The organism is Streptomyces nidicola, assembly GCF_050106155.1.
GTDB lineage: Bacteria > Actinomycetota > Actinomycetes > Streptomycetales > Streptomycetaceae > Streptomyces.
Genome location: NZ_JBNBPI010000001.1, coordinates 3157615 through 3169878 on the forward strand (window position 1 = coordinate 3157615; position 12264 = coordinate 3169878).

Sequence of the window (12264 nt, forward strand, 5' to 3'; positions counted from 1 at the left end):
CGTGTTCGAGGCGCAGTGCCGTCTCGGCGTGGGGAGAGAGTGGTCCCGCAGGGGCAGTCCGCCGCTCAGGGGCTCGGACTCCTGGATCGACTTCATCGCGATCGATGGCGCCTACGACGAGCCAAGCAACAACTACATGCCAGCCACCCGCGGGGACCGCGACCTGCACACGCTGCGTCGGCAGCAGATTCACGGGGCGCTGAGGACACTGGAGAGTCTCGGCATCGACGGTGATCAGGCCCTGGTCGAGGTACCCGGGAAGGCGAAGGGCGGCGGCCGCGATTATGCGGCGTTCCTACTCATGCAGGAGGCAGGGCGTGGTGACGCTCCGACGCCCGCTCTCTATACCGTCCCGCCCGCCAGGTGGCACTCCACTTTCACCGTGCCCGCAGAGTTCTTCTTTCAGGGCTGGGTCCAGGTCCTGCAGCCATCCGAAGTAGCTACGTGGATGATCTTGCAGTGGCTGTCCCAAACCTTCCCCAACCGGCACGACGAGTCCGGGGTCTATCTGTACGCGAACGCCCGCCTGGGCAATTTCCGGCTTCGCCGGGACTCCTACGAGGACGCCTGTAACCGGCTGCTCGACTTCGGACTGATCCAGTACGCGCGAGCGGACTTCGCTACCCGCGCGAGCTCCGAGAAACCTGCAGGGTGGGACCCGAAGGCCGAGGCCCAGCGGTTCCTTATGAGCTTCAGTCAGCCGACCCGCCCCGACGTCCATGAGCCCGATCGCTACCAGGTGACCGATGAAGGCCTCGGCCAGGATGCAGCGGAGAGGTGCCACAAGGAGCTCATCCTGCGGCAGCACACCCTCCGGCAGCGCCGGAGGGTGTGCTGAAGTACCCCCTTCGAGCTGAACTGGCCCGTCCAGAGGGCCATACCGATACGGTCGGCTCCTCCGGCCTCGGCTCGGCGCTGCCTTCGCGCCTACCTGCTCACAGTTCCGCTTCGAGCAGCGAGGCCGAGTGGATTCACATGAGAGCCTCCTCACCCCTCTGGCCGCCGGCCCGCGGGATGCCGGCGCCTGAGTGCCGAAGTGGCCAACCGAAGCACTCGGCGGACAACTGCGGCACTCAGCCACAGGCCTACAGGCGAGGGTGAGGGGTTACGTTGCTCAGAAAATCGAACACGTGGCCTAATAAATGGGAAGTGATCGCCGAGACCGGGGGTGACACCATGTCCCGCACTATCCACTCGCAGCCCGCCCACATGCGGCAGGCCAGCATCGAGCACGCCCACCGCGAGCTGATGCTGAAGCTCGACGGCGAACCGTCCGTGCGCGAGCTGGCCGACGCGGTCGGCGTCTCCCCCTCCACGATCTCCTTGCAGCTCAAGTTGATGAGGGCCCGCGGCGTCGACATCCGTACGCGCGGCTGGAGGCGGCGTCGCCAGTGCCCGCACTGCGGTGGCGACCTGTGACCTACTCCCCGCCCGGCCGCTATCACGTCGCCCTGGAGCGCGACGGGGCGCGGATCCTGGACGGCTGGTGGGACGACCCCGACACCGCCGACCGGAAGTTCGACGGGCTCCAGGCGCAGCACGAGGAGTACGCGGGAACGCGCCTCCACCTCACCGAGTGGGACGACGGGCGGGAGTGGCCGCTGCGCGAGTGGCCGCCTACTCCTGCGACGACTGCGGGTGTCGGGTGACCTGCCGGAGCTGCTTCTCGACGTCGAACCGGCTGAGGCCCTGCCCCTCGGCGTACGCGGTGACCGCGGCCTGAGCACGCGCCGCCGCCTCGAACCACACCTCGCGCTGCTTCTCGCGCTCGCCGTCGTCGAGGTGCTCCAGCTTCTTGCCCTCGTCGTCGGCTGCGCGCTGAAGCTTGATCAGGTCATCCGGAAGTTCGATCGCCACGGCCGGATCTTAAGACCTACAGTCGCGTGTTCCCCGTATCACCGTTCGAGCCGTTCCCGGCGTCCGCGTTCGGACCACCAGGCCCGGCGATCATGGCCTTCGCGAGTTCCGTCACGACCTCGGCGCGCTGCTCCTCAGTGAGGTTTGAGTCGGCGACGAGACGCTCGGCCGCGAGGTAGCGCGAGAACTCCAACGGTTGATCGAAGTATGCGCGCAGATGCCCCGCCGCCGCTTCCTGCGAGCGCACGAACGTGCGGCTCACATACCCGGCCAGCCCCGCCGCGACCGCCCCCAGCCCACCTGCGACAACCGCACCAGCAGTCGTACTGGCCTGGAGGGCCACGACCACGAAGGCGACGAGCAGAACGAAGCCGAGCACCATGGCGACTTGAGCATTACGAAACGACCGCGACGCCTGTCCCGTGGCGATCTCGTGATAGAGATCCAAACGGCTGTGCGTGAGCGCCCAGAGCTCGGGCAACGCAAGCCGCGAAGAGAGGGAAAGACTAGGGTCAGACTCACCAGGCTCGTCGTCCGCCTGGGCAGCCTCTCCCGCCCCAGCCTCCAGCTCTGCCAGTCGCCGCCGAAGGTGTGCCCAACGGGCAGCGGCAACGCGGTCGAGCAGCTCACCGTCACCCTGGGCACCGCTGGAGCCCTCGTTCGATTCGGATGCCCACTCCCGAACCAGAGCAGCCACCGAGCCGACCCGAGACGGGACCCGCAGGGCATCTTCTACCCCTTGCTCCGCGGCACGCACACGCTCACGGCTTTGCGTCACACGCCGTTCTTCATCGCCTCGCCTGGGCGTGAGGAGGATCGCGAGCAGGGTCACCAGGATGCCGCCGACAGCGAGGGCTGGAGACGACTTGTCCGTTCCTGTGACCCCGTCGAACGCAACGATCACCAGAAGCACGGCAATCAAGACGACGACAGCCGTGATCCGGAAGCCGGTCGACCGAAGGAAACCGAGGGCACCAGCCGAACGTTCCGGCTCTCTCATTGATGGATCGCTCACGACCGATCAGCATCGCCAACGCCACCAGATTCGTCTACCAGTTCACCGAACTACTCCATCCCCTCGACTGACCCGCCAACTCGCGGCCGGTTCTTACCCGACCCCGAGTAGCCGGCCTCGATGTCCTGCACTGTCCACAGAGACACCCCGAGCGCAGCAGCGATCTTGCGATACGACACCGGCGACTCTTGCGCCCGCAGCTCCAGCACAACCGCCCGCCGATCCTCACGCCAGCGCCGCGCCCTCGCCGCCGCGTCCGCGGGGTACCTCACTCGCCGACGCCGCGTGCAGCGGCCAGCTCGCCGACGGCGGCTCGTACGCCGTGCTTCAGGGCCGCCCTCTGCACAGTGGCCAACGTGGCGTCGAGACCGAGGGCCGCATCGACAGGCGGCCTTCGACGGCCTCGGCGATAGGACCGGGAAGGTGCGCGGCCGTGGTGACGGGCAGCCCCGACAAGTCCGGCTCGTACGTGGCCCTCGTGCGCCGCAGTGACGTGCACGCTGAACTCGCCGGGCAGGTCAACGAACCCGCACCAGGACCGGTCGACGAAGAGGTGTCCCGCCCCGACGACGATGCGCTTCGCGGCCGGGGCCACGGTCCACACACAGACGCTCCCGGACGACATGAGCGACACCAGGCGGCGCACGGCCTCACCGCGCGGAACGAGCGAGCTGCCGCCTACGAGGGCGGTCACGCGGACTCCTCTACGAGCACCAGGCGGCGGCCGTCCACCGGCAGTTCGAGCTGCTCGACACCCGCGAGGGCGAGGCGCCGCTGGATCTCGTTGTGGGCGATCAGGAGCACCGTCTCCAACGTCGCGGCCCACACCTCCGTGCGCGTGCCGCTCGGCATCAGCCGGAACAGGTACTCGTGCGTCTTGTGTGGGCGCCCGGTCAACGTGAGGAACCCTGCGGTCGTCAGCAGCTCCCGCAGCGTCCCGTGACCGAGCGGAAGCCCGTTGGCGCGCGCGATGCCCTCCGCCTGTTCCCACGGCACCGACGCGCCGGACTCGACGTCACGCAAGCCCGACCACGACGTCCGGCCCGGCACCACGTACGCGCCCGTACGGCGAATCTGCGGCAGCACCTCGCGCGTGACCCAGCGCGTGAACGCCTGCGCCTCCGGCTTCCGCGACTGGAAGGCGAGTGCGTACAGGCCCGCCTCGTCGACGATCCGGACGCGGCGAGCGCGGCCGAGTCGGTCGATGGTGTCAGCCGAACTGACAGCATCGGCGTCCAGTCGGCGGATCGCCATGCCGGTGTTGCCGATGCCGAGCGCGCGGCAGGCGTCGACTGCGACGAACCAGGGCTCCCCTTTGATGAGCAGGCTACGAATCCTCGCCCCGGCCTCGGGGCAGACGGGACACTCGAAGACCTCGACGACGCTCACCGGCCGCCGCCCGAGGCAGCGGATGTGGGGACCTCGTCGGAGAGGAACAGGAGCACGTCCGGGTGCTCGAAGCGCCACCGTCGGCCGACGTGATGACCGGGGATGCGGCCCTCGCGGGCCCACTTTGTGACGGTCTGGTGATGCAGCCCGGCGAGGGCGGCAAGTTCGCTCGCTGTGATCCAGCGGGTTGGGGTGGCCGATGCCTGCATGGCGGGCCCCTCTCTGTGGAGGCGACCGGCCCACAACCAGCGGGAGCGATCGTACGGCGACGCGAAGAGCAACGACGAATCGCTACTAAAATCAACATCAACTCCGGATAACCCTAGGTATCCGGAGTTAAGATTTGGGGCATGGGAACCCCTCTCGCTGCCACCTCAAACGCCGTCGAGCTGCTCGCCGCGGACGGCACTCCCCTCCCCGCGCCCCTCGTCGACAAGTACGGCCCCGAGACCGCCCGCCGCATCACCGACGCCCGCGCGGCCGGACACGCCATCCGACGCGCCGCGGCCCCCGCCAACACTCAGCGCACCTACGCCAAGTCCGCCGTCGTCTGGGAACGCTTCTGCGTGAGTGCCGGGCTCCCCGCCGACTACGCCGACGGCGGGGTGCTGTCCCTGTACGCCGGGTGGCTCCTGGAGCGTGGGAAGGCCAACGGCACCGGCTACGCCTTGTCCGCCGCCCGTACGCACATGTCCGGCGCCATCAACTACCTCCGCGACACGGGATGCCCGCTCACGCGCGACGACACCGCGCCCGGGTATTCGACCCTGGAGGCCACTCACAGGCAGATCGAGAAGGAGGAACGCCGCGGCCGGGGGCAGGCCGAGTACGCCACCGCCGAGGAGTTGGCCGTCGCCTACCTCGCGTGCCCCGACACCCTCGCCGGATGGCGAGACCGCGCCCTACTCCTCGTCGGCTTCCACATCGCGGCCCGCTCCTCCGAGTTGGCCGGGCTCCTCGTCGCCGACATCGTCCCCGCGCCGCGCGGGCTGCGGGTCTCTGTGAAGACCGCTAAGACGAAGTACTCGGCCCGGGACATCGCTGTTCCGCGCGCCCCGCAGCTCGAACTGTGCGCGGCCCGCGCGTGGGGCGAGTTCCGCCGTCGCCTTCAGCGTGAGCGCCCCGACCGGGCGGGCGGTCTGACCGCGCCGGCCTTTCCCGCGGTCGACCGGCACGACTGCCCCCGAGGCCGTGTGACGCCCGAGGCCGCGTCGGACATCGTCGGCCGCATCGGGGAGCGTGCCGAGCACCCCGGGTGGACCGGTCACACCCTCCGGGCCAGCTTCGCCACCTCGGCCCGCGCTGGGGGCGCCGACCTTCGGCAGATCTGCACCCAAGGCGGGTGGGCGCCCGGCTCCGCGGAGGTCCTGCGGTACATCCGGATCGCCGACGAGTTCGACGACAACGCGTGCCACGCCGCCGTGAAGGGTCTTCCGGACGGGTTCGGGCAGACCGCCCAGGAGCAGGCCACCTAACCGGCCGCCCACGGCACCACGGCGCCCGCCCCGGCCTCCGGAGCAGGCGCCGTTTCACATTCCTTGTGGGTTCACGTTTCCAGCGTCTTATGGGTTCCAACGTTTGTGGACGGTTCCCCCGTGGGCGTGGGCATGCTCTGGGCATGCGCTCGCCTCGTCGTCACCGGTTCCCGCGCCGTCCGTGCCCTCGCTGTGGCCGCTCGATAGCTGCTCGCCCTCTGCCGGATGCGATCGGCCGGGGCCGGTTGAGCAGGCACGATTCCCCGGCGGAGAAGCCGTTGTGGGCTCCTGCGAAGGTGTCGTGTCTCGGGAGCTTGGAGACGGTGTCGCTCGTGGAGGAGGAGCCGGTGCAGCTCCCGTTCGAGGTCGAGGTGTCCGCGGGCGCGGAGGCCGGCCAACTGCCCTTGCCTGCGTCCTAGGTGCTCCGTCGCGTGTTGTCGGGGGCTGTTCCAGCATTCCGGGGGCGTCCGCGTCGGCGCGAGGGCTCTGAGGTGCAAAACCGCAGGTCGCGCCACAAGTCCGCAGTCGGGGCTGCGTTCCTGCGGGAACGTGACAACCGCGCCAGGAAACCGCAGGTCAGCACCGGGTGGGGCGGCCGTGTTGTCACGTCTTATGTGTTGTCACGTTTGTTGGCACGTTCCGTTCGGGCCCGTCGCGTTGTCGGTGGCGGGCCCTACAGTGCGGCTCGTCGCACAGGCGCGCTCCCCCGGCCCGCACGGGCTGCGGACCCCGTGTCTAGGGTGCCGCTCATGCCTGAGATCACCATTGCCGCCGTTGCCGGATCTTCCGCCCCCAGTAACCCCGGACATGCTGCCTGGGCTTATGTACTGGCTGATGCCGACTTCCGCCCCGGGGTGCCAGTGACCGGCACCCCGGGATGGGACACCGTCCCGCGCGCCGAACTGGTTGCAGTCCGCGAACTGCTCCGGGATACGACGGGGCCGATCCTGATCCGCACTCGCTCCACCTACGTGCGCGGAGCGGTGACCAAGTCGAACAAGGCCAAGAAGAACCTCGACCTGCTCGAAGAGATATGGGCCCTGGCCGAGGGGCGCAGCGTCGCCGTCGAGCATGTGTATCCCGACCAGAGAAACCCTCAGCTGCCGCTCACCGAGGCGGCCGATGAGGCGGCGAATCTGGCGGCGAAGGAGGCGAACGAGCAGACACGGCGCATGCCCTGCCCCGACTGTGGCCGCGAAGTCTTGAGCGATGACGGGATATTCGCCTGCGGCTGTGGCCGCATCTCCTCTGGTCCTGAGCGCGTCGTCTCGCACGGCACGAAGCCGCCCAAGGCCAAACCCAAGAAGAAGGCTCAGGGGCAGGAGCCGTCTCCCTCCGCGCGGGGACGCGCCCTGGGGCTGGCGAAGAAGAAGGAGAGCGTCGCGAAGAAGGCGGCGAAGGAGCAGGGTTCGTACCGGGCGACAGGCACCATGATCACCGCTCGGCGTGGTGGGTACTGTCCGCGCTGCAAGCAGTCCTTCCCCGCCGGGACATCGATCGTGAGCCAGACCGAGGGCTGGGTACACGCTGACTGTTGACCCTTCTAGGGTCCCTTGATCGCCAATTGGCGGCCGTAGCGGGCCCTGTGGCGACGTTCAGGCCCGCGCGTGGGTGATTTGCCCGTCCGGGCCCCTGTGGGGCCGTGAGGCGGCCGTAGGCGGGTTCTGGATCACGCTTTGGGTCGCTCGGCGCCCCTCCCCGACTACCCGCAGCGTCTACCGGCGCTTCTACCTCTCGGCTACCCGCCCCCGCTCCGGGCGCGAGAGAGCCCCCGGGCCGTGGGGGGGGGGGATGAAGGCCGGGGGCTCTGCTTTCGACGGTAGGGCCCGTGCGTCGCGCGTGAGGCCGGTTCGCGTCAGGTGGCGGCGGTTAGCGCCGAGCGGACGATGGCTGCGGCGACGATCTCTTTGGCTGCCTCGACTGCGGCCGTGTGAGCCTCTTGCGGGTCGTGGTGCGGGATGCCCTGCCGGATGGCGTCTTCGAGGATCTCGGTGAGTTCGTCGATGGTGACGGTGCGGGTAGTGGTGCTGGCGCTCATGCCCGGTACAACGATCGCGGTCGCGTCGCGTCGCATTGGGGTGCTTGGTGGCGGCCGGGGCCGCTTCCCGTTGGTCCCGCTGACGCCCCGGCCATCTCGAACATTCCCCGCGGCTGCGTCGGGTGCACCACCCTGGAACGCGCGAGCGCCCGCCCTGGTTGCTGCGGGGCGGGCGCCGTGGTGCGGCCGGTCAGGCAGGCGATCCGAGTTGGTCGTGCAAGCAGACCAGGGCTTCCGGGTGTTCCCCGAGAGCAGCCGCCCCCTGCTCGCGCAGCGCCATGCGGTACTGCTGCATGCTCCAGAGGTTCCGTTGCGCCTCCTCGCTGGGGTCGCTGGTCAGTCCGTCCTGCACTTCCTTCACCGCCGTCTCCAGGGCCCTCCCCCGAACGGTTACGAGCTGCTCGTCCGCGAACTGCCGATCTACCCCAGGGCGCCGGCGGATTTCCTCTGCGGCGAGTTCGGCGTACAGGGCGCGGGTGTCGCCGTCGGCGGCCTCGTCACACGCGGATACCCACGTGGGGGCGTCCTCGGCATCTTCGGATCGCTCCGCGGTGATCGCGGCCCGGAGGCGGGCGTACCCCTGGTGCGTGAACTCGTCGGGGGTGAGGGTGCGGAAGTGCGGGGACATCAGCCCGGGGTGCTGGATTGCGACCTTCAGCAGCTCGCGTTCGGTCCTGTGTCGCGGTGACTCTCCCGTCGATACGGGCAGTGCGGTGACGGCTCGGGCCCCCAGGGCTTCCCTGCCCTTGGGGAGGCGGCGGAGGGCCTTGCGCAACTCGGCTTGTGCCTCGTCGGCGAGCTTGAGTGCTTCGCCCCCGTTGCCGGTCTCGGCCGCGGTCCAGGCGTTGGCGAGGTGTTCGGCGGCCTTGGCGGCGGCGTGTGCGGCTTCGAGGATCTGGGCGTCGGTAGGCAAGCGGGGCTCCTTCGGGTCGGTGGTCGTGGTCGATTCTGGCCGGGTGGGCGGGAGTTGTGGGGGGCTTCCGCCCGTTCCGCCTCGCCAAGAAGAAGCCCCCACCGGTCGGAACCAGCGGGGGCGCGGTGGGCTGCGGGCGGTTACCCGGCGATGCCGATCCTCGGGTTGAGGCCTTCGAGTTTGATGGGCATGTCGAGGATGAGGGCGGCGGCGATGAGGGCACCGTTGCACACGTAGTCGGCTCCTGCGCGTTCCACGGCGTGCTTTGCGCCGTAGCTGGTGATCGAGCGTGACGTGAGTCGGCTCTGCCAGGGCTGCGCGTGCAGCCAGTCGGCGCACTGTTGCACTTCGCCTAGGAGGCCGCGGAGGCGCTGGTGTCCGGCTTCGGTGTCGTAGTCGTAGCCGCGGGCGGCGCCGTATCCGTTGTCGTTGAGCTTGGGGTGGGCGTCGAGGACGGCGTCGAGGGCTTCTTGGGTGATGGCGGTGGGCATGTGCTGCTCCTTCGGCGCTGGAACTTCCGTACCTGGAGGGCCGGTTGTATGGGGATTGTCCGTCAGGCGGGCGCGTAGAGGGGCTTGTCGTGTGCTGCGATGCGCTGCCGATTGACGCGTTCGCGGACGGTGGCGATCCACGCGTCGAGTTCGGCGGCCGGCATGTTGGCCCGGTAGATCAGGTAGTCGCCGTGGCAGGCCCGTCCGGGCGGGCAGGTGCAGGCGAGGTCTTTGCCGCGGAGTAGGTGGAGGTCGGTGAGGATGCGTTCGCGGCGCTGGTCGGCTTCGTCGTTCGGGGCGTCTGATCGTGAACCCGCGAGCCAGAGACGGAAGTTGTCTGCCGCTGCGGCGTGCGGGTCGTCGTAGCCCATCTCCTCCATGAGGGCGACCTTGCAGAGGTTGCCCCATCGTGACGGGCGGCTGACGATCACCGCGTTGACGGGGAGGCGCCAGCCCTTCGTGCGGCGGCGCTGGATGCGAGCGGGGACGGTCATGGGCGGTGCTCCTTCGGCGGCTTGGGGCGGGCGCCCCGGCGTGAGGCGCCCGCGGCGGGTGGGGGTCAGGTCTGCGCCATGTCGACGACGCGCGAGAGATAGCCCTGGAAGGCGGCGGTGATCGTGGCGGTTGCCCCGTTGCGGTGCTTGCCGACGATGACGTCGATCTCCCCGGCGCGCGGGGTCTCCTTCTCGTAGACGTCCTCGCGGTGCAGCAGCATCACGACGTCGGCGTCCTGCTCGATGGCGCCGGACTCTCGGAGGTCGGCAACCTGCGGCTTCTTGTCCTGCCGCTGCTCGGGACCGCGGTTGAGCTGTGACAGCAGGATGACGGGGATGTCGAGTTCCTTGGCGAGGAGCTTGAAGCGGCGGGACATGTCCGAGACCTCTTGCTGGCGGCTCCTGTCGGAGCGGCCGTCGCCGTCGCTGCCCGCGAGCTGGAGGTAGTCGACGACGACCAGCCGGATTCCCTTCTCGCGGTGCATGCGGCGCGCGTTGGAGCAGATCTGTGCGGCGGACACGTTCGGGTTGGTGTCGAAGTAGGCGGGCGCCTCGCTCAGCTCCGGCACCTTTCGGGCGAGCTTCGCCCAGTCGTCTTCGGTGACCTGCTTGTTCCTCATGTGGTGAAGCGGCACCTTGGCCTGGCTGGCGAGTGCACGCTGCCCGAGTTCCACGTCGCCCATTTCGAGGGAGAAGAACCCGGTAGGAGTGTCGTGCTTGATCGACGGGTGGAGGACTAGCCCTTGAGCGAAGGCGGACTTGCCGACGGCGGGGCGGGCCCCGATGACGATGAGCTGCCCGCCCTGGAGTCCGCCGGTGAGGCTGTCGAGGTCACGCAGGCCGGTGGGGACCCCCTCGACGTCGGATTCGAGGTCGTCGAGGGCGATCTCGATGAGGTCGCCGAGCGACTTGTACGGGGCCTCGGCAGTCGCGGACCGTCCGAGGCCGTGAAGGAGCGCCTCAGCGTGATCGCGAGCCTCGTCGATGTCGCCCTCCTGCGCGTACCCAGCTTGCGTGATCTGGGTTCCGATCTCGACGAGGGCCCGCCACAGCGCCTTGCCGCGGACGATCTCGGCGTAGTACTCGGCGTTCGCAGCGGTCGGAACGGTCTGCACGAGTTCGTGAAGGTAGCCGGGGCCACCGACGCGGTTGATCTCGCCGGTCTTAGTGAGGCGGGCGGCCACGGTGATGGGGTCGGCGGGGTCCCCGGACTCGTGAACGTCGAGGATCGCGCGGAACACGGTCTCGTGGGCGGGCTTGTAGAAGTGGCGGCCCTTGAGCCCGATGCTGGCCACGTCGGCGATGGCGTCCTTGGACAGGAGCATGCCGCCGAGTACGGACTGTTCGGCGTCGAGGTCCTGCGGGGGAATTCGATCGAAGGTGGGGGCGTCAGCCATGATGGTGGTGCCTCTTTCGGAGGTTGAGCGGCGGCCCGGTGTCTTGGCGGATGCGGGCCGCCGCGGCTTGTTTCGGAGGGTTAGGCGCCGACGCGGACGCGGTTTCGGCGCTGCTTACGGAACGCGGCGATGAGGTCGTGGTCGACGTCGACGGAGTCCGTTGCGGCCTGCTTCTCGGTGTGGCACGTGACGCACAGGTCACCGATCTCGGCGGCGGCGCGCGGGTGGTTCACGCACTTTCGCCGGGGCGCAGGCGTCGCGGGCGGGGCCGGGAGGTCGGCGAGGCGGGCGCTGTAGACGGCGTACGGGGCCTGCGGGCCCTCGGAGGTGCGCCAGGCGCAGACCTCGGCAAGCTGGGCGGTGGTCCAGCCCTCGGCGAGCCGGGCGGTTGCGAGGGCCGCGAGCTTGTCGCGCTGGCCTCGGGTGAGGCGGATCGCGCCGGGAAGGACAGCTACGAATGCGGCGACCTCGGTGTTCGGCTCCGTCGTTGTCGTTGCCGCCGCTTCCTCCTCCTCGGTCTGGGCCAGGGCCTCGGCCGCAGGATCATCCGTGGAGCCCGGGAGAGAAGAGTCTCGAGAAACAGTTTCCTTCCTATTAAGAGCCCCGCGGTTACCGGCCCCCGGTCGACCGGCCCCCGCAAACCGCGGTTCCGGTCCCACATGCGGATTTGCGGCATCATTGCTGGTCGGACCGACACCGCACTTTTGGGGGGTCGGTCGCAAGCCGTTCTTCCTCGGGTCCAGGTACTCGGGTTCGATCCGGACAGCCCTCACGTTGCCTTCGGTGAGGATCTCGTCGTACATGGCGGCGACGTCCTCGCGCGTGAACCGGGAGCCGTGCGCATCGACACTGAACTCCGTGCGCCAAGAGCCGCCGCGCTTCGAGGTCTCCTTGCCGGTCTTCCGGTCGTACACGGTGGCGGTTTGGGCGTGCTGGATCTTGAACTTCACGACCCTGCCGTCGTCGACGAGGACGCGCATCGCCTTTTCGAGGACGCGTTCCCCCTCGGCATACCGGGACACGAGGCCGGCCACCGTGACGTCGTCGCCGTCGCGGGCCGCGATCAGGTGGTTAAGGACGCCGGTCGAGAGGATCGAGGGGATGTCCCTGATCGCTTCGCGGTCCACCATCTCGAACCGCGCGGGCTTGGAAGCGCGCTTCCTCACAGGGCACCGCCCTTCGGCGCCTCGTTGGC

15 protein-coding genes and 1 pseudogene are annotated in these 12264 nt (G+C 69.2%); 5 read left to right on the forward strand and 11 right to left on the reverse strand.

Annotated elements, in window-relative coordinates; genetic code table 11:
* Window position 1: 1 nt before the first annotated feature.
* The 3 genes from ACOKM3_RS14250 (at window position 2) to ACOKM3_RS14260 (ending at window position 1649) form a co-directional block, all read left to right on the forward strand.
* Window positions 2–838, forward strand: coding sequence for a hypothetical protein (locus tag ACOKM3_RS14250; protein ID WP_426900490.1), 837 nt, complete (start codon window positions 2–4; stop codon window positions 836–838).
* A 338-nt stretch (window positions 839–1176) separates the two neighbouring features.
* Entirely contained in the window at window positions 1177–1419 is a 243-nt protein-coding gene (locus ACOKM3_RS14255; RefSeq protein ID WP_426900492.1) for a helix-turn-helix domain-containing protein, read from the forward strand.
* Window positions 1416–1649 (forward strand): hypothetical protein, encoded by a 234-nt coding sequence (locus tag ACOKM3_RS14260; RefSeq protein ID WP_426900494.1) that lies wholly within the window; start codon window positions 1416–1418, stop codon window positions 1647–1649. Before ACOKM3_RS14255 ends, ACOKM3_RS14260 begins: the two co-directional genes overlap by 4 nt.
* On the opposite strand, the gene ACOKM3_RS14265 is transcribed toward ACOKM3_RS14260, so the two are convergent.
* From ACOKM3_RS14265 to ACOKM3_RS14285, 5 genes are all read right to left on the reverse strand, one after another.
* On the reverse strand, window positions 1618–1857 hold the full coding sequence (locus ACOKM3_RS14265; RefSeq protein ID WP_426900496.1) for a hypothetical protein: 240 nt from the start codon (window positions 1855–1857) through the stop codon (window positions 1618–1620). The genes ACOKM3_RS14260 and ACOKM3_RS14265 overlap by 32 nt on opposite strands.
* A 16-nt stretch (window positions 1858–1873) precedes the next feature.
* Entirely contained in the window at window positions 1874–2872 is a 999-nt protein-coding gene (locus tag ACOKM3_RS14270) for a hypothetical protein (RefSeq protein ID WP_426900498.1), read from the reverse strand.
* A 268-nt stretch (window positions 2873–3140) separates the two neighbouring features.
* Window positions 3141–3566: a hypothetical protein gene (locus tag ACOKM3_RS14275; RefSeq protein WP_426900500.1), complete on the reverse strand. Its 426-nt coding sequence runs from the start codon at window positions 3564–3566 to the stop codon at window positions 3141–3143.
* Window positions 3563–4261 carry a BRO-N domain-containing protein gene (locus tag ACOKM3_RS14280; RefSeq protein ID WP_426900502.1) on the reverse strand — a complete coding sequence of 233 codons (699 nt, stop codon included), beginning with the start codon at window positions 4259–4261 and terminating at the stop codon, window positions 3563–3565. The genes ACOKM3_RS14275 and ACOKM3_RS14280 overlap by 4 nt, the downstream gene beginning before the upstream one ends.
* Window positions 4258–4470 (reverse strand): helix-turn-helix domain-containing protein, encoded by a 213-nt coding sequence (locus ACOKM3_RS14285; RefSeq protein WP_426900504.1) that lies wholly within the window; start codon window positions 4468–4470, stop codon window positions 4258–4260. Before ACOKM3_RS14285 ends, ACOKM3_RS14280 begins: the two co-directional genes overlap by 4 nt.
* 141 nt (window positions 4471–4611) lie before the next feature.
* On the opposite strand from ACOKM3_RS14285, the gene ACOKM3_RS14290 reads away from it, so the two are divergent.
* Window positions 4612–5736, forward strand: coding sequence for a tyrosine-type recombinase/integrase (locus tag ACOKM3_RS14290; protein WP_426900506.1), 1125 nt, complete (start codon window positions 4612–4614; stop codon window positions 5734–5736).
* A gap of 749 nt (window positions 5737–6485) precedes the next feature.
* Window positions 6486–7274, forward strand: a complete 789-nt coding sequence (locus ACOKM3_RS14295; RefSeq protein WP_426900508.1) for a ribonuclease HI — start codon at window positions 6486–6488, stop codon at window positions 7272–7274.
* 317 nt (window positions 7275–7591) lie between these two features.
* On the opposite strand, the gene ACOKM3_RS14300 is transcribed toward ACOKM3_RS14295, so the two are convergent.
* The 6 genes and pseudogenes from ACOKM3_RS14300 to ACOKM3_RS14325 form a co-directional block, all read right to left on the reverse strand.
* A complete protein-coding gene (locus ACOKM3_RS14300) occupies window positions 7592–7774 on the reverse strand; it encodes a hypothetical protein (RefSeq protein ID WP_426900510.1) in 183 nt (60 codons plus the stop codon).
* 190 nt (window positions 7775–7964) lie between these two features.
* On the reverse strand, window positions 7965–8687 hold the full coding sequence (locus ACOKM3_RS14305) for a hypothetical protein (RefSeq protein WP_426900512.1): 723 nt from the start codon (window positions 8685–8687) through the stop codon (window positions 7965–7967).
* 140 nt (window positions 8688–8827) lie between these two features.
* The gene (locus ACOKM3_RS14310) at window positions 8828–9178 is read right to left on the reverse strand and encodes a hypothetical protein (RefSeq protein ID WP_426900513.1); all 351 of its coding nucleotides are present in this window, start codon (window positions 9176–9178) and stop codon (window positions 8828–8830) included.
* A gap of 62 nt (window positions 9179–9240) precedes the next feature.
* Complete coding sequence (locus tag ACOKM3_RS14315; RefSeq protein ID WP_426900515.1) at window positions 9241–9672, reverse strand: DUF4326 domain-containing protein; 432 nt, start codon at window positions 9670–9672, stop codon at window positions 9241–9243.
* 65 nt (window positions 9673–9737) lie between these two features.
* Window positions 9738–11054 (reverse strand): annotated as a pseudogene (gene dnaB / locus ACOKM3_RS14320) (replicative DNA helicase); the annotation flags it as partial.
* 95 nt (window positions 11055–11149) lie between these two features.
* Window positions 11150–12235 carry a hypothetical protein gene (locus tag ACOKM3_RS14325; protein WP_426900517.1) on the reverse strand — a complete coding sequence of 362 codons (1086 nt, stop codon included), beginning with the start codon at window positions 12233–12235 and terminating at the stop codon, window positions 11150–11152.
* Window positions 12236–12264: the final 29 nt, after the last annotated feature.